Genomic DNA, 22573 nt, shown 5'->3' with positions numbered 1-22573 from the left:
TTTAAAAATAAATGCAAAATTTATATAACTATATTATACCCTTTTAAATAAAATTAAAATCGAAAACTGGTAGGAGGTACTAGTGAAATATCCATATTCGCAACAATTTCGACAAAGTCTTGTCGAATGGTTTCACCGTGAAAAAAGAGACTTACCTTGGAGACGTACGAAAGATCCATATAAAATTTGGGTATCAGAAGTGATGCTTCAACAAACAAGAGTTGATACGGTTATTCCTTATTATCATCGTTTTATAGAGAAATATCCTTCGATTGAAGCTTTAGCATATGCCGATGAAGAAGAATTATTAAAAATGTGGGAAGGCTTAGGATATTATTCAAGAGCACGTAATTTACAAAGCGGCGTTAAAGAAGTTGTAGAAAAATACGGGGGTATTGTTCCGAACAATCGCCATGATTTACAACAATTAAAAGGTATAGGTTCCTATACTGCTGGAGCGATATTAAGCATTGCGTATAATCTTCCAGAACACGCAGTCGACGGAAATGTCATGCGTGTGTTGAGCCGAGTTTTACATATAACAGAAGATATTGCCCTTCCAAAAACTCGCAAAACATTTGAAAAAGCTGTCGAACAACTTATTCATCCTGAATACCCAGGCGATTTTAATCAAGCATTAATGGATTTGGGAGCGATGATTTGTACTCCGACTTCTCCAAAATGTTTACTTTGTCCTGTTAGAGAATATTGTGTCAGTTTTATGGAAGGTGACGCAGACCAGTTGCCAATAAAGTCGAAGAAAACAAAAGTAAAAAACGAATATTACGATGTTTACATCGCAGTGAATGATGGGAAAGTCTTATTTGAAAGACGACATAGTGATGGCTTGCTTGCAAATATGTGGCAATTTCCGATGATTTTTGTGGAAAAATCACCTGAAGAAACAGGGAAATCTTTTGAAAAAACATACAATGTTAAAATTACAAAAGTATTGGAAGAAGATTTTTTTGAACAAAAACATGTATTTTCACATCTCATTTGGAATTTACGATGTCATTTAGTAGAAGTAAAAGAAATTGGACCATTAGGAGACATGGTTCAGTTCGTAACATTAAAAGAAATTGAGGAATTACCCCTTCCTGTGCCAATGATAAAAATTAAGAATTTTCTGAAACAATATATTTTTAAACCTTTGGAATAATAACCTGTTCATCTGTGCACAATATCTAGCGTGGAGGTGAACATTCATGGCAAAAAATCGCAACAAAAATAACCAAGAGGAGTTTGCTCAAGAACAAGATTTTCAACAAACTCGTCAAGATCAACAAAATAAACAACAACAAAATCAACAAAACCAACAAAACAACAACCGCAATAACAACAAATAAGGTATTATTCAATGAGTGAATAAATTTCACTTCCAGGTATAGACGTCTGTCTATACCTTATTTTTGGTGCGCCCGGCATGTACATGAACTATAGGGTGTAAGTCCCGAACCCCGAAGACAGAAGTAGAGGTTAGCCAAGAGCAAGGGTGTCCGTGGTGACGCGGAATCTGAAGGAAGCTGGAGGCAAAACACCGGTCCGAGGAACACGAACCTCATATAAGGCTAGGTATGATTGAGTGAGTTTGCCAAACAAAACAAAGCTCTTTCTGTCGAAGGTCATATCGAGTAAATGAGGCGGATAGATGGTGTGAAAGTGCATGTACTTACCCGGGGAGGTCTGGCGGATAGGTGAAGTACGCTTCATAACCTACTTAGTGATAAGTAGCTGAACCGTCAGAAGTCAGCAGAGGTCATAGTATTAGTTGGTCTAGAACAACTGAGAAGGACCGAACAATTAAGAGAGAATAGCCCTTGGCATTCAGTGAGTCATGATGAACACAGAAAACGTAGTACCTCACTTGAGGAAGGAAGCGGTGAATCCCGTGGGAGACCTCTTGGAGGGTGGAGTGACCACTGGCATAAGAAGACAAGCTATTCACGGAAGTTATGAAAACTTGCGTCAATTATCTTAATTGAACCGCCGTATACGGAACCGTACGTACGGTGGTGTGAGAGGACGGGAGTTAATCGCTCCCTCCTACTCGATTATTTGTAGCTTATTGTCACACAGCTTTTATGTAATTTTATGACATTTTAAATAGAAAAAAAGGAAATTTCTAAATATAATAAATAAAGAATGTGTAATTTTCTACAAGTTTTTATAAACATTGATATAATAAACGTGAGTATATAGAGAAAGAGTAAAGGTGGGGCTAAAATGACGGTACCGAAAGAAGGAGAAACCATACAAATACATAGTTATAAACATAATGGAAGCATCCACCGAGTTTGGCATGAAACGATGGTTTTAAAAGGAACGAAAAATATTATTATTGGAGCGAATGACAGAACGCTCGTAACGGAAGCGGATGGTCGAACTTGGCTTACAAGGGAACCTTCCATATGTTATTTTCATGCAGAACATTGGTTTAATATTATTTGCATGTTGCGTGAAGATGGAGTTTATTATTACTGCAACATGAGTTCTCCTTTCGTATTTGACAATAACGCAATTAAATACATTGATTATGACTTGGATATAAAAGTATTTCCAGATAAATCTTACACATTATTAGACGAAGATGAATATGAACAACATAAAAATGAAATGGGATATCCAGAAGTAATTGATAAAATTTTAAAGCGAAATGTAACGAAATTGTTGAGCTGGGTAAAGCAAAAAAAAGGGCCTTTTGCCCAAGACTTTATTGAAGTTTGGACAAACCGTTATTTATTTTATAAAGACATGCGGTCTAACGATAAATAACGAACAATGGCGTCTCACATGAAGAGACGTCTTTTTATTGTGGTAAAATATAAACGTTATATTTATGAAATATCAATTAGTAAAATTTGAACTCAACTAACTTTGGGTGGCATTAAGGATGTGACGATATTTGGATAGTATTAGAAGATATATGCAATTTGTAAAACCCTATTATTGGGAAATCATTTTAACCCTCATTATAGGAGTTGTTAAGTTTGCTATTCCTTTATTTATTCCGTTTTTAACTAAAATTGTAATCGATGATATTATATTAAATACGGAATTAACGAATGCCGAGCGTATTGAGCAATTGGTTTATTGGCTAGGTGGAGCGATTATTATTTTCTTTATTATTCGTCCACCTGTTGAATATTACCGACAATATTTTGCCCAACACGTCAGCAATAAAGTGTTGTTTGATATTCGAAAAAAACTGTTTGTACATTTGCAAAAATTAAGCTTGAAATATTATTCCAATCATCGTGCAGGAGATATTATATCCCGTGTAATCAATGATGTCGAATCAACGAAAAACTTCGTGATGATTGGTCTTATGAACTTGTGGCTTGATATGACGACGATTCTTATTGTAATAGGAATCATGTTAACAATGAATTGGAAGTTAACAATTGTTTCTATTATTTCTCTTCCTTTATTTGCAATTAGCGTAAAATATTTTTTTGGAAGACTAAGGGCATTAACAAGAATACGTTCGCAAGCGTTAGCAAATGTACAAAGCTATTTACATGAAAGAGTAAGCGGCATCAGCATCATAAAAAGTTTTGCTCTTGAGGAACATGAGCAAAAGATTTTTGATAAAGAAAATGGAGAGTTTTTAGAAAAATCGTTGGATCATACAAGATGGAATGCAAAATCTTTTGCGGTTGTTAACACTATAACGGATATTGCGCCATTATTAGTGATTGGTTTTGCATCATATTTAATCATTAATGGACAACTTTCTGTCGGAGAAATGGCAGCCTTCATGGGTTATATCGAACGGTTGTATGCACCGCTAAGAAGATTGGTGAACTCATCGACAACGCTTACTCAATCCATTGCTTCCATGGACCGAATGTTTAGTTTGATGGATGAAGAATATGATGTTCAAAATAAATCGAATGCATTGCCTTTACCACCTGTATCGGGGAAAGTAGAGTTTAAAAATGTTGAATTTAAGTATGAAGAAGAAGGAAACCCAGTCTTGAAAAATGTAAACTTTACAATTCAACCAGGAGAAACAGCAGCGTTTGTAGGAATGAGCGGTGGAGGAAAATCGACGATTGTTAGCCTCATCCCACGTTTTTATGATGTAACGGGTGGTTCGGTAAAAATTGACAATCGAGATGTGCGGGATGTAGATATTAAATCATTGCGCTCGCAAATTGGGATTGTATTGCAAGACAATATTTTATTCAGCGATTCAGTAAAACAAAATATTTTAATGGGAAAACCGGATGCAACTGATGAAGAAGTCGTTGCTGCAGCAAAAGCAGCAAACGCTCATGATTTTATTATGTCCTTGCCAAATGGCTATGACACAAAAGTGGGAGAACGAGGTGTGAAGCTTTCTGGAGGTCAAAAACAACGCATCGCGATTGCAAGGGTGTTCTTAAAAAATCCTCCGATATTAGTGTTAGATGAAGCAACTTCCGCTTTGGATTTAGAAAGTGAAGCGTTAATTCAGGAATCTTTGGAACGTTTGGCAAGTGATAGAACGACAATCATTATTGCCCACCGTCTTTCAACAATTACCCATGCAGATAAAATATTTGTTATCGATCATGGTGAACTAATTGAAGAAGGAACTCATGAGTCGTTAATGTCGAAAAAGGGAGTTTACCATGATTTATTCCAAATACAACAATTAGAATAATTGATTTTGCACTCAACCAATTGAGGTTGGGTGTTTTTTTATGTTGAAAATAATGTTATGCTCTAAAAATATTTAATTTCTTCATCACCTTATATAGATAAAAAAACAAAATAAAACTTTTGTCGGATTGAATAAATTGAATAATTCTAAATTTTCTGTAATAAAAACAAATATTGCTAGGTTAGATATCATTAGCATTGCATAAATATAGTTAGAATTTTCTGTTAATTAATTTTTGTGAATTTGTGCCAAAAAGACAAAACCTAAAGAAAGGTGGCACTGCCCATTTGGTAAATATATACAGTTAAACCAGAGCGACAACGACAAAAGGGAGATTATGGACTGGCTCGCCCATCAAATTTTCGCAACCAAACATAAGCTGGTTTCCACAGAGCTCTCTTTAACCAACGAGTAATTCGAAGTAGAGATTTCTTACTTTTCATCTCCAATTGAATGAGAACATGTAAGCAATACGTGATAAGGGCTAAGAAAATTTGATTTTGAATAGCTGTTTCACTCATTCCATAAAAGTGCTTAATTTCTACGTGTTGCTTGAGCCATTTGAAAAAGAGTTCAATAGCCCAGCGAGATCGGTAAATATCACTTATCTCTTCTGGTTTTAAATCAAATCGGTTGGTGATGAAACGAAGTAAGTTCCCTTTTGTGTCCATAACTTCTAGTAGACGAAAGACATTTTCAGTACGATTTTGTGTGGTACCAATGTAGACCATTTTATCGGATAGAACGTGACAATCATCAGGAAGTGAAAATGTATAGACTTCACGAATGACTGCGTTTTTCTTCAGTCTTGAAACGAAGAAATAGCCATCATCTGTCATCCGATCAAAACGTTCATAGTCCACATAACCGCGGTCAAACACATACATGGCTTCTTTATCATCCACTAGGACTTCGAGTTGATTTCGGTCATGTTCTTTTGCTGTCGTAATCACTGCTTTTTCAGGATAGACGGTGTCTTTATCCATGAAAACGAGCCGTAAGTGTAGCTTTACACCAGCTTTTGTTTTACGGAATTTTGCCCATTTATAATTGGTCAAATTCAACGGGAGTGTACTTGAATCAATGATTTTCAGTGGCATATTCTTTCCGGTTTTATAATGGTACCGTTGAATTTTCCAAACAAGATCCAAGAACAAATTTGCAAGAATTAGTGGGTTGATCTGATTGTTTTTTCGGGATAGCTGAGAGGCACTTATCGATTCAAATCCGAGTGCTTTTTGAAGATCTTCGTCTACAAGTGCATCACTCATTTCCTCTAAGCTCTTAAATTCGAGCAGCTGGGCTACCAATAAAAGTTTAATATAGGCTTCTGTTGTCAGCTTTTTTGTGTAATAGTCCTGTTTCAATTCTTTGACTTGTTCGCTAAGTTTTTGAATATTTATGGGTGAAACCCATTTACCAAATGATGAAATTAGTGTATTCTTGTCCATAACGTTTATCCTTTACGATTGGATTTGGACAGGAACCACCTGTACTTCCATTGTAAAGGATTTTTTTGTTTCGAAATCAATAAAAAATTGAACATTCTTAGTATTTTGAATCATCAGATTTAATTAGTGCAATGCTAGTGGTTAGATATAAAAGTATAAAATGTTTAGTAAAATGGAAAAATTTTTAGTTTAGGGAATTTTTTTTCTTATCTGGCATTTGTTAAAATTAAATCATTATATTATGATATTCTACTTTTTTACTAGTAGTATTTTTGATTTAAGGTAGAAGGATGATTAACTAAGCCATTCATTCAAGCGAATTTTTTTTGCAATATTATTTCAGAAAATTCTAAGTAAGAAGTAAAATGAGTCAATTTTTCAACACGAAGCTACAAAAAAACAAATGGGGTGAATACATGGAAAGAAAAGTGTTGTTAGAGGTAAAAGGATTAGAAACGACGTTTTTTACTAACGACGGAAAAATTCCTGCAGTAGATCATATAGATTTTAAAGTTTATGAGGGAGAGATATTAGGAATTGTTGGAGAATCTGGTTGCGGGAAAAGTGTTACCTCGTTATCCATAATGGGACTAGTTCCAAACCCTCCAGGAAAAATTACATCAGGTGAAATATTACTTGAAGGCAAAGACTTAACGAAGCTTTCTGAAAAAGAAATGAGAAAGATTCGTGGAAAAGATATTGCCATGATATTTCAAGAACCAATGACGTCTCTAAATCCTCTCTATACAATTGGTAACCAATTGATTGAGGCTATTCGAATACATAATAAGTGGGATAAAAAGAAGGCTGCCAATCATGCCATTGAAATGATGAAACTTGTTGGGCTACGTCGGGCGGAAGAATTAATGAAAGAATATCCCCATCAATTATCAGGGGGGATGAGACAACGTGTAATGATCGCGATGGCTTTGGCATGTAATCCGAAACTAGTTATTGCTGATGAACCGACAACCGCTTTGGATGTAACAATCCAAGCGCAAATTATGAAACTAATGCAAGACTTGAATAAAAAATTCAATTCAGCTGTTCTACTCATTACCCACGATTTAGGGGTAGTGGCGGAAATATGTGAACGAGTAATTGTTATGTATAGTGGACAAATTGTGGAAGAAGCACCAGTGATGGAAATATTTAAAAATCCGAGCCATCCATATACAAGAGGATTAATTCAATCAGTTCCAGATATGCGAGAGAAAAAAGAAACGCTCTATTCTATTCCTGGTGCAGTGCCGAAACCTGGGTCAATAAAAGTAGGATGTCGATTTGCACCAAGATGTGAATTTGCGAGAGAACGTTGCTTTAATGAAAATCCTCCAATATATGATGTTTCAGCCAATCATAAGGCAAGATGTTTCTTATTGGAAAAAGGGGAGGGGACAGTTTATGACAAACGTGCTGTTGAAAGTTGAACAATTAAAAAAACATTTTCCCAAGAAAAAAAAGGGATTTTCAAAAACAACTGATGTAGTGAAAGCGGTTGATGGTGTTTCGTTTGAAGTATATGAAGGTGAGACACTGGGCATTGTGGGGGAATCGGGCTGTGGAAAGTCCACAACAGGAAGAATGATTATGCGGCTTTTGGAGCCGACGGATGGAAAAATCTATTTTAATGGCATTGAACTAACATCTCTCTCAAAAAGTGAGATGCGGAAAGCAAGAAGAGATTTACAAATGGTGTTCCAAGACCCTTATGCTTCATTAAATCCAAGACATACTGTTGAACAAATATTAGAAGAACCGTTAATTGTTCATGGTATTGGAAATAAAAGTGTTCGAAAAGAAATGGTAAAAGAATTTCTCCAAATCGTTGGTTTAAATTCGTACCATGCAAAAAGATATCCCCACCAATTTAGCGGTGGGCAAAGACAGCGAATTGGTATTGCAAGAGCTCTAATGACAAATCCAAAACTCATCATTGCTGATGAACCAGTGTCAGCATTAGACGTTTCGATACAGGCTCAAGTTCTAAATCTAATGAAGCGCTTACAAGAAGATTTGAAACTAACATATATATTTATTGCACATGATTTAGGTGTTGTACGACACATTAGTGATCGTGTAGGGGTCATGTATTTAGGAAGATTAGTAGAATTAGCAGAATGCGAATCTCTTTACGAGGAACCGTTACATCCATATACAAAAGTGTTGCTTTCTTCAGTTCCAATACCGGACCCTACTTATCAAAAGGAACAAATCTTGATTCAAGGAGATGTTGCAGAATCTCTACCAAAGAATGGTTGTTTATTCCAACAAAGATGTCCATTTGCAACAGAAGCATGTAAGACAATAGTTCCAGAATTAAAAGAAGTTAAACCTGGTCATTCTGTTGCGTGTCATCTTTATGATGAACCGCAGCAATGACATAAATTTAAGATTTGAAATTAGGAGGGGTTTTATGTTAAAAAAACTTTGGTCAGTAGGACTGCTTCTACTGATATTCGTTTTGGCTGCTTGTAGCGGTAATGATAAAGCGAATGAACCAGCTGAAACGGACGGAGACAAAAAATCAAATGTACCGCAAGTATTAGTATTTGGACGCGGTGGAGATTCAGTATCTCTAGACCCAGCGATTGTTACAGATGGTGAATCAGCAAAAGTAACAATCAACATATATGAAACATTAGTAAATTTCGGTGAGCAAGATACAACGATTCACCCAGGACTTGCTGAGAGCTGGGAAGTAAGTGAAGATGGTTTAACGTATACGTTTAAACTACGTGAAGGTGTCAAGTTCCATGATGGTACAGATTTCAATGCTGAAGCGGTAGTGAAAAACTTCGAACGCTGGAAAGCTGGAGCTTCAGAAAAATTCTATTACTATCACTCCATGTTTAAAGCTGATGGAGAAGATATTATTAGTGAAGTAATTGCTGATGGCGATTATACGGTTATCTTTAAATTATCAAGACCACAAGCACCATTCTTGAAAAACTTAGCGATGTTCCCATTCGGTATTGCTTCACCTACAGCTTTAGATCAATATGGTGAAAGCTTTGGAGATAATCCAGTTGGTACTGGACCATTTAAGTTTGTTGAATGGAAACGAAATGATTCTATTACACTTGAAAAATTTGAAGATTACTGGCAAGAAGGTTTACCAAAGTTAGACAAAGTTATTTTCCGCTCTATTCCTGATAACTCAGCGCGCTTAAATGCATTAGTTGCTGGGGAAATCGATTTAGCAGACGGAATTAATCCATCAGATGCACAATCAGTTGAAGCAAACGCGAATTTACAACTAATTGAACGACCATCTATGAATATTGGTTATTTAGGTTTAACTAACACTCGTCCACCATTTGATAATAAACTAGTGCGTCAAGCAGTGAACCATGCAATTGATAAACAAGCGATTGTAGACGCATTCTATTTAGGAAGAGCTGAAGTGGCAGTAAACCCAATGCCACCATCTATTAGCGGTTATAATGATGCGATAAAAGATTATGAATATGATCCAGAAAAAGCAAAAGCTCTTCTTGCTGAAGCTGGATATGATGGTACACCAATTGAACTTTGGGCGATGCCTGTACCACGTCCATATATGCCAGATGGAAGAAAAATTGCTGAAGCTATTCAGAAAAACTTACAAGACGTTGGAATTCCATCTGAAATTAAAACAGCAGAATGGGCAACATATTTAGATATGGCGAAAAATGGTGAATTCGATGCATTCTTATTAGGTTGGACTGGTGACAATGGGGATGCAGATAACTTCATTTATACATTACTAGATAAAGATACAATCGGAAGTAATAACTATGCGTACTATGCGAACGAAGAAGTTCACAACTTACTAATCCAAGCTCAATCTGAAGTAGACGAAGAAAAGAGAAATGAGCTATATAAGAAAGCTCAAGAGATTATAAAAGAAGACGCTCCTTGGGTACCATTAGCTCACTCTATACCACTTCTTGCTGCTAAGAAAGGTGTAACGAACTACAAACCACATCCAACGGGTTCAGAAGTATTATCGAATGTAGAAATTCAGTAATTTCATGCAAGGCACTCATGCAAGTTGTATGAGTGCCAAGCATTTATACCATTTGTAGAGGGGTGAAGAATATGCTTCACTACATAGGGCGTAGATTTTTGCAACTAATCCCTGTGCTTCTTGGAATGACTTTTATTGTATTTTTAATTATTCGTGCAATTCCTGGGGATCCAGCCCAAATGATTTTAGGACAACAAGCAACAAAAGAATCTGTGGAAGCATTAAGAGAAAATTTAGGACTAAATAATCCGTGGTATATTCAATATTTTGATTACTTAAAAGGGTTGCTTACAGGAGACTTAGGGGTATCTATCCGAACAAATCAACCAATATCTACTGAAATTTGGCCATATCTTGCCGCAACCTTTGAATTAGCGTTTTTTGCGATGTTTATTGCAGTTGTAATCGGAATGAATGCTGGTATTATATCGGCTTGGTTCCAAAATACTTGGTTTGATTATTTAGCAATGGTAATTGCTTTAATTGGCGTATCGGTGCCAGTGTTTTGGCTTGGTTTGTTAGAACAATGGTTGTTCAGCATTAATTTAGGATGGTTTCCTACTTCTGGACGTGAGGAAGTACGAGATCCAATTATGGCCATAACGCATTTCTATTTAATCGATACATTAATTCAAGGTAGATATGATCAATTTGGAACAGTCGTAAAACACCTAATTTTGCCTGGAATGGCTCTTGCAACTATCCCGATGGCGATTATTGCCAGAATGACTCGTTCATCTATGCTTGAAGTAATGCGATCTGATTACATTCGCACAGCTCGTGCAAAAGGACAAAAAATGTTTATTGTCGTGTATAAACATGCTTTAAAAAATGCAATTATTCCAATTTTAACGGTAATTGGTTTACAAACTGGATTGCTGTTAGGTGGAGCTATTTTAACAGAAACAATTTTTAGTTGGCCAGGAATTGGTCGCTACATATATGAAGCAATTGGATTTAGGGATTATCCGGTGATTCAATCTGGCATTTTAGTTGTGGCATTTCTCTTCGTCATTATCAACTTTATTGTCGATATTTTATATTCATTCATTGACAAGCGAATTAAGTACAACTAGAAGGAGGGGGAGACTATGGCAGAAACAGCAACAAAAGACATGAATGTGCAAGTAGTGGAAGATAAAGTGACGTCTCCTTGGAAAGAAGCGTTACGCACTTTTCTAAGAAGTAAATCGGCTGTAGCGGGAACAGTCATTGTATTGTTTTTCATCCTTGTTGCACTTTTTGCTCCAATTATTGCTCCTGAAGGGATTAACGAGCAAAAGTTAGGAGATCCAAGCACTCATTTAGTACCTCCTTCAAGTGAATTTTGGTTTGGAACAGATGAATTTGGAAGAGATATTTTTTCTCGTGTTGTATGGGGGGCACAAATTTCTTTAACAGTCGGCTTTGGTGCGGTTGTATTGTCTGCTGTTCTTGGTAGTTTTTTAGGAATCATTGCAGGCTATTATGGTCGATGGGTTGATACGATCATTTCAAGGTTCTTTGATATTTTACTAGCCTTTCCAAGTATATTATTGGCTATTGCAATTGTTTCAATTTTAGGTAGTTCCTTACAAAATGCTCTCATTGCGATTGCTATCGTAAACGTGCCGAATTTTGGAAGGTTAATTCGTTCAAAAGTATTAAGTGTTAAAGAAGAAGAATATATAACAGCAGCAAAGGCAATTGGAATGAAAGATTCCAGAATATTATTAAGACACATATTGCCAAACTCTTTTGCACCAGTCATCGTTCAAGGTACATTAGCAATTGCGACTGCTATCATTGAAGCGGCAGCTCTCAGCTTCTTAGGGTTAGGAGCGGAACCGCCACAACCAGAATGGGGTAAAATGTTAGCGGATGCGCGCATTTATTTAATGAATGCACCTTGGACAATGATTTTCCCTGGACTTGCAATTATGTTAACTGTTCTTGGATTTAACTTAATGGGGGACGGATTAAGAGATGCACTTGATCCAAAAATGAAAAACTAAAGTCTTTCCAATTTGATAAATAAGAGCTTGCTGGAATTTTTGTCATTCTAGCAAGCTCTTTTTAGCATTATTGACTTTGGATCTTTATTTATACTTCAAATAAATCTGTCGATAAGTATCGTTCTCCAGTATCAGGTGCAAGGCACAGCACATTTGCTTGTTTAGGAAGGTCTTTCGCAAATTGAATTGCAAAATAGGCAGAAGCTGCGCCAGATGCACCGACTAAAATTCCTTCTTCACTAGCTAGACGTCTTGCTGTCTCTTGGGCAGCTCCATCTTCTATATGAAGAATTTTATCATAAATGTTTGTATTTAAAATTTTAGGGATGAATCCTGGTCCTGTGCCTGGGATTTTGTGTGGCCCTGGGCTTCCACCAGCGAGTACTGGAGATCCAGCTGGTTCAACAACGTAAATTTTCAAGTTTGGCAAAGCTTTCTTCAATTCTTCTCCTGTACCTGTAATAGTGCCGCCAGTACCTGCTGTTAAAACAAAAGCATCTAGTTGATTTCCGAAAGCATTTAATATTTCAACCGCTGTTGTATTTCGATGAGCATCCGAATTGGCTTCGTTCTCGAATTGGAGTGGAATGAAGTGATCTGGAATGTTTGCTGCAATTCGATATGCTTCATCAATGGCACCTTGCATTCTCAAATGACTTGGAGTTAAGTACACTTCTGCTCCATATGCCCGCATTAATTGAATGCGTTCTTTCGTTGCATTATCAGGCATCGTAATAATACAACGATAACCTCTAACTGCACAAACCATTGCAAGCCCGATTCCTGTATTTCCTGACGTTGGTTCAATGACGGTACTTTTCCCAGGGATTAATTTTCCTTCTTTTTCTGCACGTACAATCATATTATAGGCAGCGCGGTCTTTTACGCTCCCACCAGGGTTAAAAGATTCCAATTTTATATAAACGTTTGCTCCTTCAGGAGAAGGTAGTTTATTTAATTTCACAATGGGCGTGTTGCCAATAAGTTCTACGATCGAATTATATCTTTTCATAATGGACGTCCTTTCAAAGAGTGTTACTAAAAATTAACAGTACTTTCATTAAACGAAGACGGGCAACTTCTCCAAGTTGCTCATACCCATAGGATAAGGACAAGACTTGGTTAAGTGCCCGCATTTTACAATAAAATTTTGTTATTATTGTTCATTTAATACTTCATTTAAATAAGAAAGGTTTACAAGTCCTTCGATGTTGTCAGAATTAATGTATCCGGCTTCTTTTGAAATTACTGCCATTTCTTTAATGACATCTTCATTTACATCTGTTGTCGCTTTTAATCGAGCAAATGCTTTCGTTACTTCATCAGATGAAAGCTCTTTACCTGTAATTTCTTTAATATGATCTAAGAATAGTTGAATCGCTTCATCTGGATTTTCATTAATAAATTGAATCGCTTGAATATGCGTTTTTAAATATTTTTTTGTAAGTTCTGGGTTAGCTTCTGTAAATTTTGTTTGTGCTACTACAACAGTGTTTGTTGATTCACTGCCCCAAGCAAATTCATTTTCATCTAATAATAATTTAGCACCTGCAGTTGTTTCGATATTTACTCCCCAAGGTTCTTGAGTTGCAGCACCATCTAATTCTCCTTTTAATATTAATGCTGCTGTATCAGCTGGTGCTTGTTTAACTGTAATGACATCTTTCACATTTACCCCAGCGTCAATTAGAGATTTTCTTAAACCAACATCTTGCGTACTACCGAATGTTGGGATAGCGATTTTTTTACCAACTAAATCTTGCACAGAGTTTATATTTGAATCGCCAGCAACAACTAAAACCGCTCCACCGTTAACTGCACCTGAAATAATTTCGTGTTTTGGATTTTTAATAAATGTGTTTAAAGCTGGAGTAGGTCCTACTGTACCGATATCAATGGCGTTAGTTGACATAGCTTCCATGAAGGAAGAACCATCACTAAAAGTATTTGTAGAAATCTTTACATCGCCAAATTGTTCTTCAAAATATCCTTTTTTCAATGCCACAATTGTTGCGATATGTGTCATATTTGGGAAATAGCCGATACGAATTTCAGTTGCTTCAGAACTACCTCCAGATTCTCCACTATTTTCTGAACCGCTGTTTCCACATGCAGCGAGTACAAATACGATAAGTGATAAAATCGCTAAGTATAAAATCTTTTTCATTTTTACATCTCCTTTTAAGTTGATGAAATGCCCCATTTACGGAATACAAATTTTTCGAGGCGAACGAAGACAATATTGTCTATTAGAGAGCCAATGATTCCGATGATGATCATGATGCTGAAAATTAAATCCATCGCTTGAATAGAGCGGCCTAAGTCAAGCAATGTTCCAAGACCGCCACCACCGCCGCCAAGTAATTCTCCAGCAAGAACTGCTCGCCAAGCAAGAGCCCAAGCAATGCGAAGTCCTGCAATTAGCTGCGGGATGGAAGCTTTAAAAATAACAGTTCGGAATAAATGCCAGCCAGAAGATCCCATCGTTTGTGCTACACGTATCAATAGGGGATTTACTCCTTTAAATGCAGCGCTCGATGTAATGGTCACAGAGATGGCGGCACCTAATATGACAATAAATAGAACAGATCCTACCCCCAGTCCGAACCATAAAATGGCTAACGGCAACCAAACGATATTTGGAATCGCCTGTAAGCTTGTTACAAAAAATCCAAGCGTATCATCTACAACTTTATATTTATAAATTAATAATCCTAGTAGCAGCCCAATTACGATAGCAATAATAAATCCGATAATCAGCCTTAGTAGGGAAGCACCTGTAGCTTCTAGCAATTGACCAGAGGCAATTCCACTAATGAAAGTTTTAAATACAGTTACTCCCCCAGGTTCATTTGGAAAAAGTAGGGGTGGCCACATAAATGCAGGAAATAGTTGGAGTTTAGATATCGCTTCCCAAATTATTATGAGGATCAATATGAAGGCGATCCTTCTTAAGTGCGTAATCACTGCCTAATTCCTCCTTCAGCACTTTTTCCATCTCTTGCTCAAGCTCAGATAAAATGCGAGTTTCTAAATAATTTAAAATGCTGTCGGATGAATTGCGTGGACGTGCTGCCTGCACTGAAAATATATTTTTTATTCCACCTGGCCGTGTTTTCATTAATACAATTCGATCTGAAAGAACGACAGCTTCACGAATGTTGTGGGTAACAAAAATAACTGTTTTACCCGTTTCTCTCCATAAGGTCTCCAGTTCTTGATGAAGTACCATTCGCGTTTGTTCATCTAATGCAGCGAAAGGTTCATCCATTAATAATATTTCTGGGTCCATTACTAAAGCTCGAGCAATAGCAACTCGCTGCTTCATCCCTCCAGATAATTCATGAGGGCTTCTGTCAGCAAACTTGCCAAGGTGCACTTTTTGAATCCAATTCATTGCCCGCATCTTTGCTTCTTCTTTTGGCACTTTTTTTATAAGCAATCCATACATGACATTTTCTAAAACAGTCATCCAAGGAAATAAGCCGGATTCTTGAAAAACAACAATACGATCATTTCCAGGCCCTGTAATCGGTGAGCCATTAATTAGCACTTGTCCAGAAGTTTCTTTTTCAAGTCCAGCAATGATATTTAATAATGTAGATTTCCCACATCCAGAAGGTCCAAGTAAGGAGATGAATTCACCACGTTTTATTGATAGTGAAACATCTTCTAATGCAACTGTCTCGGAATGATTTTTCTTAGAAAACGTTTTGTATACGTTCTGTAATACAATATGTTCGGTCATTTTCATTCACCTAATTTCTTATAAAACAAACTAAATTAATGGGTTTTGTTGTTAAAAGAAATTTTAATCATTAATAAAAATAATTTCTGTCACTTTTGTTACAAAATTAAAAGATTTTAGTATAATCAAAGTATATAAGGAGGAATTATGGGAAAAATCGCAGATAAATTAATGCAATTCGGTGAGTTAGTTACAGTAAAAAGGGGAAAACCGATTTATCAAACAGGAGAGAAAATAAATTCATTTTATTATATTGAAAAGGGAATAGTGAAACTGGCTGCGGATTCTTTAGATGGTAAAACAACGACCATTTCTTTAAACGAGTCAAATGAGTTTTTTGGATATTTAGAATATTTAAAGGGATGTCAGGAATATACAAGATACGCTGTGGCGCTGACAGATTGTATACTTTATTCAATGCCGATTGATTTATTACATAATCCTTATATAAGAGAAAGTTTTATTTTTGATTCTTTGATACAACAATTAGAAAAAGCGGAACAGTTAAACTTCGTGCTTTCTACGATGACAGTTCCTGAACGGTTACGATGGTTGCTTTTAAAAATGGCAAAAGATAAAGAAGGAGTACTATTAATTGAATCTCCTCTGACCCATGAAGAAATGGCGAATTATCTTGGTTGCAGCCGTCAAAAAATCAGTAACTATTTAAGTAAATGGAAAAAAGATGGAGCCCTTTCTTATGATAGTGGAATCATTATGATAGTTGATGTTGAAAAACTACAATAAAATATTTTTCAGCATCGAGTAGGAGGGAGCGATTAACTCCCGTCCTCTCACACCACCGTACGTACGGTTCCGTATACGGCGGTTCAATTAAGATAATTGACGCAAGTTTTCATAACTTCCGTGAATAGCTTGTCTTCTTATGCCAGTGGTCACTCCACCCTCCAAGAGGTCTCCCACGGGATTCACCGCTTCCTTCCTCAAGTGAGGTACTACGTTTTCTGTGTTCATCATGACTCACTGAATGCCAAGGGCTATTCTCTCTTAATTGTTCGGTCCTTCTCAGTTGTTCTAGACCAACTAATACTATGACCTCTGCTGACTTCTGACGGTTCAGCTACTTATCACTAAGTAGGTTATGAAGCGTACTTCACCTATCCGCCAGACCTCCCCGGGTAAGTACATGCACTTTCACACCATCTATCCGCCTCATTTACTCGATATGACCTTCGACAGAAAGAGCTTTGTTTTGTTTGGCAAACTCACTCAATCATACCTAGCCTTATATGAGGTTCGTGTTCCTCGGACCGGTGTTTTGCCTCCAGCTTCCTTCAGATTCCGCGTCACCACGGACACCCTTGCTCTTGGCTAACCTCTACTTCTGTCTTCGGGGTTCGGGACTTACACCCTATAGTTCATGTACATGCCGGGCGCACCAACAAAAAAAGAGCGAATCGATTCGCTCTTTTTATCTTTAGAAAACCCTCCATTAATAAAATTGCTCTTCTAAATCTTCATTGCGGTCTTGGCTATGGAAGTTGCGGAAGGAAACGATTAAAGTATCAAGATGTTCCAAGTTTTCCTCATAATCAAGAATTCGTGAAAAAATGTAGAATAAATGATAGCTAGAAAACTCTTCTTCACCTTCACGTTGTTTTTCAATCTCGATTTGTTTAATTAATTGTTCCATTACTTCCGAACGATTTAAATGATGTTTACTAACAGACCATTTTGAATGCTCAGATCGAAGTTTTCCAGTATATTTCAATAACAGTTGTTCATGATACGTTAGCAAAAAGTCTAATCGCTCTTGAAGCATTGTTTGGAATGCGATTGGTAAATGGACGATTTCATTTTCGTGCTTATGAAGTCTCACGAGCAACTCAAAACTTTTCTTTGTTGTCAAAATCATTTGACGATACACAACAAGCCTGCGAAGTTGCGTATTTCGTTTCTTTTTGCTATATTGCCTCTCTTCCTTATATAAATCATAAATTGATTCAATTTCAGAGAGTCTTTTTTCAAATTTACTTAAAGCTTTTTTTGTTGAGACATGCTCTGAAGCACCTCGAATCGCTAATCTCGACCATCGAATGATATCATCCTGCAGTGTTTGAATAAGTCTGAATAACTTTACTTCATAACGAGGTGGCAGGAAGATCATATTGACGATAAAAGAAGCAAATACTCCAATCATTACCGTTGCAAAACGAATGATACTAAATTCCAAAAAATCATTGCCTTCATATACCATAATAACTACTACTGTAACGAGAGCTAATGAAAGGGATGAATTTAATTTCAATTTTAGCATAATGCCAATGACAATAATTGCTGCGATACCAATTGCCACAATATGATGGCCGAAAAATAGCCCGAATAAAACTGCGACAACTGCTCCAATCAAGTTTCCTTGAATTTGTTCCACAATCGTCAAATATGAACGATAAATGGAAGGTTGAATTGCAAAGATTGCAGCAATACCAGCAAAAACAGGCGATGGAAGACTTAAAAGTTCTGCTAAAAATAAAGAAAAGACGATTGCTACTCCTGTTTTTAATACTCGGGCGCCTAATTGCATAATGTAGCCCCCACTTTATAAAGTTTTAAGAAATTAAAATGAAGTAAATAATTCAATAACAATCTGATTCTCATTTATATTAATAAATCCCCCAAGGAAATATGCTAGTCAAAAAATAAGTATTGAAAATATGGTTGGAGCATGGAATCCTATTGTATCCCATTTAGCTTGCAGAAGGCAACATATCCCAAAATTATTAGGAGTGAAGCATAGTATTCCATACTTGCATTTTTTATTTTAATTTTGAAAATGCATAATTTACAGCATCAATCGTTTCAAGAATATCCTCTTCTTTATGTTCAGTTGTTAAGAACCACGCCTCGTATTTGGATGGAGCCAAGTTGATTCCTTTTGAAAGCATTAATTTAAAGAATTTGGCAAACATTTCGCCATCCGATTGTTCTGCTTGTTTATAATTTTCAACTTTTTCGCTTGTAAAGTATACCGTAAGCGCTCCTTTTATTCGGTTGACTGTTATTGTGATGCCATGTTTCTCCGCAGCATCTAAAATTCCTTTTTCAAGCATTGCACCTAGACGATCCATTTCTTCATATACTCCCGGTGTTTGCAATACTTCAAGACAAGCGATTCCAGCTAACATAGACGCAGGATTTCCTGCCATTGTTCCAGCTTGATAGGCTGGTCCTAGTGGGGCTACTGTATCCATGATTTCCTTGCGGCCGCCATACGCACCAATTGGTAGGCCTCCTCCGATAATTTTACCCATTGCCGTTAAATCTGGCGTTAGTCCTAGCAAGTCTTGAGCAGCTCCATAATGGAACCGGAAAGCTGTTATAACTTCATCATATATCGTAAGAGCACCAAATTCTTTTGCAACTTTATGAACATATTCTAAAAAACCTGGTTTTGGCATAACCATACCGAAGTTTCCAACGATTGGCTCAATTAAAATAGCAGCAACGTCTTCTCCCCATTTATCCATTGCCATTTGGAATTGTTCAGTATCATTATAAGGAACCGTAATGACTTCTGTAGCAACTGTTACAGGAACGCCAGCAGAGTCTGGTGAACCTAGAGTTGCTGGTCCAGAACCTGCAGCTACTAATACTTGGTCGAAATGCCCATGATAACAGCCTTCAAATTTGATGATTTTTGTCCGTCCAGTATAGGCGCGAGCTACACGAACAGTCGTCATTACAGCTTCTGTACCGGAATTAGTAAAACGCACTTTATCTAAAGATGGAATAGCTTCTTTTAACATTTTTGCAAATTTTACTTCGTGAACCGTTGGAGTTCCAAAAAGCACCCCTGTATCAGCAGCTAATTTTATGGCTTTTGCAATGTGTGGGTGTCCAAAGCCAGTAATAATTGGACCATATCCAGCTAAATAGTCAATGTAGCGGTTACCATCTACATCCCAAAAATATGGTCCTTCTCCTTTTGCCATTACAACGGGTGCCCCTCCTCCGACCGCTTTATAGGAACGTGAAGGGCTATTTACTCCTCCTACGATATGTTGTAAAGCTTCTTGATATACTTCTTCAGATTTTGTGTGAATCATCGTATTGCCTCCATTTTATAATTTCAACTTTAACTTTATTTTAGCCTTCTTTGGTATAATACGCCAAAGAAATTGAAACATTTTACGCGGTTCGGTAGGATATTCAAAAGGGAGGAATTTTTATGAATGAATCTTTAGTAAATAAAGAAGCACCAGATTTCACGCTGTTAAATGAAAATGGTGAACCAGTGAGCTTAAGTGATTTTCGAGGAAAGAAAGTAATTCTGTATTTTTATCCGAAAGATATGACGCCTGGTTGTACTACGGAAGCTTGTGATTTCCGTGACCATCATGAATCCTTTGCCGATTTGAATGCGGTGATATTAGGTGTTAGTGGAGATTCGGCAGAACGACACAAAAAGTTTATTGAAAAATATAATTTACCATTTACTTTGCTAGTAGATGAAAATCATGAAGTATGTAAAAAATACGGCGTTTGGGTTTTAAAGAAAAATTTTGGAAAAGAATATATGGGAATTGAACGTTCTACATTTCTAATAGATGAAAATGGAATCATTATGAAGGAATGGAGAAAAGTTCGCGTAAAAGATCATATTAAAGAAGTTTTGCAATATTTGCGTGATTTTAAAGGGGAGTAACGATATGAGGGTTTATTTCACATTTGATCCAAGACCAGATTTAAAAGAATCTTTACTAAAAGATTTTCCTGAAGTTGATTTTGTTTTCCATAAAAAAATCGATGAAGAAGAATTAGCGAAAGCGGAAGTGTTAGTTACTTACGGGGAAGATTTAGATAATGAAAAAATTAAAATTGCTGAAAAAGTAGAGTGGATTTTTGTAGCTTCTGCTGGAATTGAAAAAATGCCTGCACAAGCAATTGCTGATAGAGGTATTATTGTTTCAAATGTGCGAGGCATACATAAAAAACCAATGGCAGAATCCATATTAGCTCATCTGTTGTCGATTAAAAGAGCATTGCCATTTATTTATAAACAGCAGTCAGAAAAAATTTGGAATCAACAAACAAAATTGTATGAATTAAATGGTTCAACTGCTCTTATTTTAGGCCCAGGAGCTATTGGCAGTGAAGTTGGGCGTATGTTACAAGCATTTGAAGTATACACAATTGGACTCAACCGCAGCGGAGAAAGTGCTCCATACATGAATGAAACGCATTCAATGGATAAATTAAAACAATTGTTACCTAAAGCGGATATTGTCATCTCTATTTTGCCAAGCACAAAAGAAACAAAATACTTGTTGACTTATGAAGATTTTACTTTAATGAAAAATAATTGCATTTTTATGAATTTTGGACGAGGAGATTTAGTGCGAACAGAAGATTTAATAAAAGCACTTGAAGAAAAGCAAATTTTCCATGCAGTGTTAGATGTTTATGAAACGGAACCATTACCGAGTGATAGCAAGCTTTGGGAAATGGATAATGTAACGCTCTCACCTCATATTTCAAGCCGGTCTTCAAGATATTTAGAACGTAGCTTTGAAATATTTAAACCAAGCTTAAGAAAGTGGATGAGCGGTGATAGAGATTTAGAAAATGTTATGGATATTTTGCGTGGATATTAATTTTAAATTAGAATAAATATTATTTAAAAATTAGATTGTTATCATGATGAAAACTTCCAATAAATAATATATTGAACATAATAAAAGAATTTGAGAAAATCAATATACCGAGAGTTTAAATATGTCGAATTGTTGACGAATTTCAATTATTTAGGTACACTATTTATAACGATTATCAATTAATAATGAGTGGAAAGAGGTGCATGACGATGTCTGAATTGCATCTAAAAAATGCTCTAGACACGTTAAAGGCAACGGGCGTAAGAATTACTCCACAACGTCATGCTATTTTGGAATATTTAATTAATTCTATGTCTCATCCAACTGCTGATGAAATATATAAATCATTGGAAGGTAAATTTCCAAACATGAGTGTTGCGACAGTATACAACAATTTACGTGTATTTCGTGAAGCAGGTTTAGTTAAAGAATTAACTTATGGTGATGCAGCGAGTCGTTTTGATTTTGTAACAAACGACCATTATCATATGATTTGCGAAGGATGTGGGAAAATTACTGATTTCCACTACCCAGCATTAAAAGAAGTTGAACACTTCGCATCTCATGTTACTGGTTACAAAGTTAATTCTCACCGCCTCGAAGTTTATGGAACATGCCCTGACTGTCTAGAACAAAAGAATAAGCAAGTGCTATAAAAATCCTAGTAACCTTCGTTGCTAGGTTTTTTTATGTCTTCATAAAGATAGCTTGTATGCGATTAATGTTTATCTTTTTTATAAAGAGTTGGATGATAACGGTTGCGTTACTTGAAAGGTGAAAAATAAGAACAAATCCATTCGTCGCAGATAAATAGTTGCGAAAATGATAAAAAATATTGGTCATAAGAATTTGAGCCTGCCCAAAAGTTCTGTACTATTTGGACAGGCTCATTCGTTTTATTGATTATTTTTCGATTTTTTATTGTAATCTTCACTGAATTCTTTTCCTTCTAGTAACGGATCTAAAGTCAATGGTTCGTTGCAATACATGCAAATATCTACACGTCCTAACATTTTTGTATGCTTACCACAATTTGGACAAACTACTTTCACTGCCCGGGTGGACAACATCCCGATCCAAAGATAAACAACAGTGCTGGCAA

The 22573-nt window shown here is 36.3% G+C and carries 23 protein-coding genes (1 of these 23 only partly in view); 14 read left to right on the top strand and 9 right to left on the bottom strand.

The window, feature by feature from the left end; genetic code table 11:
* Positions 1–82 precede the first annotated feature (82 nt).
* The 5 genes from mutY to UtA1_RS16300 all read left to right on the top strand — a co-directional run bounded on the left by mutY (position 83) and on the right by UtA1_RS16300 (position 4651).
* A complete protein-coding gene (gene mutY / locus UtA1_RS16310; RefSeq protein ID WP_016837865.1) occupies positions 83–1162 on the top strand; it encodes an A/G-specific adenine glycosylase in 1080 nt (359 codons plus the stop codon).
* Positions 1163–1208: 46 nt separating this feature from the next.
* Complete coding sequence (locus UtA1_RS17370; protein WP_016837864.1) at positions 1209–1349, top strand: hypothetical protein; 141 nt, start codon at positions 1209–1211, stop codon at positions 1347–1349.
* Between the two features lie 488 nt (positions 1350–1837).
* On the top strand, positions 1838–1981 hold the full coding sequence (locus UtA1_RS17365) for a hypothetical protein (RefSeq protein WP_172597780.1): 144 nt from the start codon (positions 1838–1840) through the stop codon (positions 1979–1981).
* 245 nt (positions 1982–2226) lie between these two features.
* Positions 2227–2775, top strand: a complete 549-nt coding sequence (gene ntdP / locus UtA1_RS16305; RefSeq protein ID WP_016837863.1) for a nucleoside tri-diphosphate phosphatase — start codon at positions 2227–2229, stop codon at positions 2773–2775.
* A 130-nt stretch (positions 2776–2905) separates the two neighbouring features.
* Positions 2906–4651, top strand: a complete 1746-nt coding sequence (locus tag UtA1_RS16300) for an ABC transporter ATP-binding protein (RefSeq protein WP_096552228.1) — start codon at positions 2906–2908, stop codon at positions 4649–4651.
* 335 nt (positions 4652–4986) lie between these two features.
* Here the strand turns inward: UtA1_RS16300 and UtA1_RS16295 are convergent, their stop codons facing one another.
* Positions 4987–6102: an IS4 family transposase gene (locus UtA1_RS16295; protein ID WP_096549683.1), complete on the bottom strand. Its 1116-nt coding sequence runs from the start codon at positions 6100–6102 to the stop codon at positions 4987–4989.
* Between the two features lie 416 nt (positions 6103–6518).
* Here UtA1_RS16295 and UtA1_RS16290 point away from each other — a divergent pair, with 416 nt between their 5' ends.
* From UtA1_RS16290 to UtA1_RS16270, 5 genes are all read left to right on the top strand, one after another.
* Positions 6519–7532, top strand: coding sequence for an ABC transporter ATP-binding protein (locus UtA1_RS16290; RefSeq protein ID WP_016837861.1), 1014 nt, complete (start codon positions 6519–6521; stop codon positions 7530–7532).
* Positions 7507–8484, top strand: a complete 978-nt coding sequence (locus UtA1_RS16285; protein ID WP_016837860.1) for an ABC transporter ATP-binding protein — start codon at positions 7507–7509, stop codon at positions 8482–8484. The genes UtA1_RS16290 and UtA1_RS16285 overlap by 26 nt, the downstream gene beginning before the upstream one ends.
* Before the next feature lie 34 nt (positions 8485–8518).
* Entirely contained in the window at positions 8519–10114 is a 1596-nt protein-coding gene (locus tag UtA1_RS16280; protein ID WP_016837859.1) for an ABC transporter substrate-binding protein, read from the top strand.
* 71 nt (positions 10115–10185) lie between these two features.
* Positions 10186–11190 carry an ABC transporter permease gene (locus tag UtA1_RS16275; protein ID WP_096552226.1) on the top strand — a complete coding sequence of 335 codons (1005 nt, stop codon included), beginning with the start codon at positions 10186–10188 and terminating at the stop codon, positions 11188–11190.
* Between the two features lie 15 nt (positions 11191–11205).
* The gene (locus UtA1_RS16270) at positions 11206–12108 is read left to right on the top strand and encodes an ABC transporter permease (protein ID WP_016837857.1); all 903 of its coding nucleotides are present in this window, start codon (positions 11206–11208) and stop codon (positions 12106–12108) included.
* 88 nt (positions 12109–12196) lie between these two features.
* Here UtA1_RS16270 and cysK read toward each other — a convergent pair whose 3' ends face one another.
* The 4 genes from cysK to UtA1_RS16250 form a co-directional block, all read right to left on the bottom strand.
* Positions 12197–13120, bottom strand: coding sequence for a cysteine synthase A (cysK, locus tag UtA1_RS16265; RefSeq protein ID WP_016837856.1), 924 nt, complete (start codon positions 13118–13120; stop codon positions 12197–12199).
* Positions 13121–13264: 144 nt separating this feature from the next.
* A complete protein-coding gene (locus UtA1_RS16260) occupies positions 13265–14275 on the bottom strand; it encodes an aliphatic sulfonate ABC transporter substrate-binding protein (RefSeq protein ID WP_096552224.1) in 1011 nt (336 codons plus the stop codon).
* Positions 14276–14289: 14 nt separating this feature from the next.
* The gene (locus UtA1_RS16255) at positions 14290–15042 is read right to left on the bottom strand and encodes an ABC transporter permease (RefSeq protein WP_172597892.1); all 753 of its coding nucleotides are present in this window, start codon (positions 15040–15042) and stop codon (positions 14290–14292) included.
* Positions 15008–15856, bottom strand: a complete 849-nt coding sequence (locus UtA1_RS16250) for an ABC transporter ATP-binding protein (protein ID WP_016837853.1) — start codon at positions 15854–15856, stop codon at positions 15008–15010. Before UtA1_RS16250 ends, UtA1_RS16255 begins: the two co-directional genes overlap by 35 nt.
* Positions 15857–16003: 147 nt before the next feature.
* Between UtA1_RS16250 and UtA1_RS16245 the strand changes: the two genes are divergently transcribed.
* The gene (locus UtA1_RS16245; protein WP_016837852.1) at positions 16004–16603 is read left to right on the top strand and encodes a Crp/Fnr family transcriptional regulator; all 600 of its coding nucleotides are present in this window, start codon (positions 16004–16006) and stop codon (positions 16601–16603) included.
* Positions 16604–16690: 87 nt separating this feature from the next.
* Here the strand turns inward: UtA1_RS16245 and UtA1_RS17360 are convergent, their stop codons facing one another.
* From UtA1_RS17360 to UtA1_RS16235, 3 genes are all read right to left on the bottom strand, one after another.
* Positions 16691–16834, bottom strand: a complete 144-nt coding sequence (locus UtA1_RS17360) for a hypothetical protein (protein WP_172597780.1) — start codon at positions 16832–16834, stop codon at positions 16691–16693.
* Positions 16835–17309: 475 nt separating this feature from the next.
* A complete protein-coding gene (locus tag UtA1_RS16240; RefSeq protein ID WP_016837851.1) occupies positions 17310–18401 on the bottom strand; it encodes an FUSC family protein in 1092 nt (363 codons plus the stop codon).
* 232 nt (positions 18402–18633) lie between these two features.
* Positions 18634–19923 carry a glutamate-1-semialdehyde 2,1-aminomutase gene (locus tag UtA1_RS16235; protein ID WP_016837850.1) on the bottom strand — a complete coding sequence of 430 codons (1290 nt, stop codon included), beginning with the start codon at positions 19921–19923 and terminating at the stop codon, positions 18634–18636.
* Between the two features lie 122 nt (positions 19924–20045).
* On the opposite strand from UtA1_RS16235, the gene bcp reads away from it, so the two are divergent.
* The 3 genes from bcp to perR all read left to right on the top strand — a co-directional run bounded on the left by bcp (position 20046) and on the right by perR (position 22127).
* Entirely contained in the window at positions 20046–20522 is a 477-nt protein-coding gene (gene bcp, locus UtA1_RS16230; protein WP_096552220.1) for a thioredoxin-dependent thiol peroxidase, read from the top strand.
* Between the two features lie 4 nt (positions 20523–20526).
* Complete coding sequence (locus UtA1_RS16225; protein ID WP_096552218.1) at positions 20527–21471, top strand: D-2-hydroxyacid dehydrogenase; 945 nt, start codon at positions 20527–20529, stop codon at positions 21469–21471.
* A gap of 203 nt (positions 21472–21674) precedes the next feature.
* Positions 21675–22127, top strand: coding sequence for a peroxide-responsive transcriptional repressor PerR (gene perR, locus UtA1_RS16220; protein ID WP_040764514.1), 453 nt, complete (start codon positions 21675–21677; stop codon positions 22125–22127).
* 240 nt (positions 22128–22367) lie between these two features.
* On the opposite strand, the gene UtA1_RS16215 is transcribed toward perR, so the two are convergent.
* On the bottom strand, positions 22368–22573 hold the 3' portion of the coding sequence (locus UtA1_RS16215; protein ID WP_096552216.1) for a YgzB family protein. 154 nt of this gene lie beyond the right edge of the window; only the last 206 of its 360 coding nucleotides appear in the window; the start codon falls outside the window, past its right edge — the gene reads right to left on this strand; the stop codon is at positions 22368–22370.

The sequence above is a fragment of the Ureibacillus thermosphaericus genome (assembly GCF_002370195.2).
GTDB classification, from domain to species: Bacteria; Bacillota; Bacilli; order Bacillales_A; family Planococcaceae; genus Ureibacillus; species Ureibacillus thermosphaericus.
Note: the sequence above shows the minus strand (reverse complement) of the source record. Positions and strands in the feature narration are given on the sequence as shown.

Excerpts from the sequence above, each read along its gene's own strand:
- UtA1_RS17370 (WP_016837864.1), top strand. The coding sequence starts at position 1,209 with ATGGCAAAAAATCGCAACAAAAATAACCAAGAGGAGTTTGCTCAAGAA.
- UtA1_RS17365 (WP_172597780.1), top strand. The coding sequence starts at position 1,838 with ATGATGAACACAGAAAACGTAGTACCTCACTTGAGGAAGGAAGCGGTG.
- ntdP (WP_016837863.1), top strand. The coding sequence starts at position 2,227 with ATGACGGTACCGAAAGAAGGAGAAACCATACAAATACATAGTTATAAA.
- UtA1_RS16295 (WP_096549683.1), bottom strand. The coding sequence starts at position 6,102 with ATGGACAAGAATACACTAATTTCATCATTTGGTAAATGGGTTTCACCC.
- UtA1_RS16290 (WP_016837861.1), top strand. The coding sequence starts at position 6,519 with ATGGAAAGAAAAGTGTTGTTAGAGGTAAAAGGATTAGAAACGACGTTT.
- UtA1_RS16285 (WP_016837860.1), top strand. The coding sequence starts at position 7,507 with ATGACAAACGTGCTGTTGAAAGTTGAACAATTAAAAAAACATTTTCCC.
- UtA1_RS16280 (WP_016837859.1), top strand. The coding sequence starts at position 8,519 with ATGTTAAAAAAACTTTGGTCAGTAGGACTGCTTCTACTGATATTCGTT.
- UtA1_RS16275 (WP_096552226.1), top strand. The coding sequence starts at position 10,186 with ATGCTTCACTACATAGGGCGTAGATTTTTGCAACTAATCCCTGTGCTT.
- UtA1_RS16270 (WP_016837857.1), top strand. The coding sequence starts at position 11,206 with ATGGCAGAAACAGCAACAAAAGACATGAATGTGCAAGTAGTGGAAGAT.
- cysK (WP_016837856.1), bottom strand. The coding sequence starts at position 13,120 with ATGAAAAGATATAATTCGATCGTAGAACTTATTGGCAACACGCCCATT.
- UtA1_RS16260 (WP_096552224.1), bottom strand. The coding sequence starts at position 14,275 with ATGAAAAAGATTTTATACTTAGCGATTTTATCACTTATCGTATTTGTA.
- UtA1_RS16250 (WP_016837853.1), bottom strand. The coding sequence starts at position 15,856 with ATGACCGAACATATTGTATTACAGAACGTATACAAAACGTTTTCTAAG.
- UtA1_RS16245 (WP_016837852.1), top strand. The coding sequence starts at position 16,004 with ATGGGAAAAATCGCAGATAAATTAATGCAATTCGGTGAGTTAGTTACA.
- UtA1_RS17360 (WP_172597780.1), bottom strand. The coding sequence starts at position 16,834 with ATGATGAACACAGAAAACGTAGTACCTCACTTGAGGAAGGAAGCGGTG.
- UtA1_RS16240 (WP_016837851.1), bottom strand. The coding sequence starts at position 18,401 with ATGCAATTAGGCGCCCGAGTATTAAAAACAGGAGTAGCAATCGTCTTT.
- UtA1_RS16235 (WP_016837850.1), bottom strand. The coding sequence starts at position 19,923 with ATGATTCACACAAAATCTGAAGAAGTATATCAAGAAGCTTTACAACAT.
- bcp (WP_096552220.1), top strand. The coding sequence starts at position 20,046 with ATGAATGAATCTTTAGTAAATAAAGAAGCACCAGATTTCACGCTGTTA.
- UtA1_RS16225 (WP_096552218.1), top strand. The coding sequence starts at position 20,527 with ATGAGGGTTTATTTCACATTTGATCCAAGACCAGATTTAAAAGAATCT.
- perR (WP_040764514.1), top strand. The coding sequence starts at position 21,675 with ATGACGATGTCTGAATTGCATCTAAAAAATGCTCTAGACACGTTAAAG.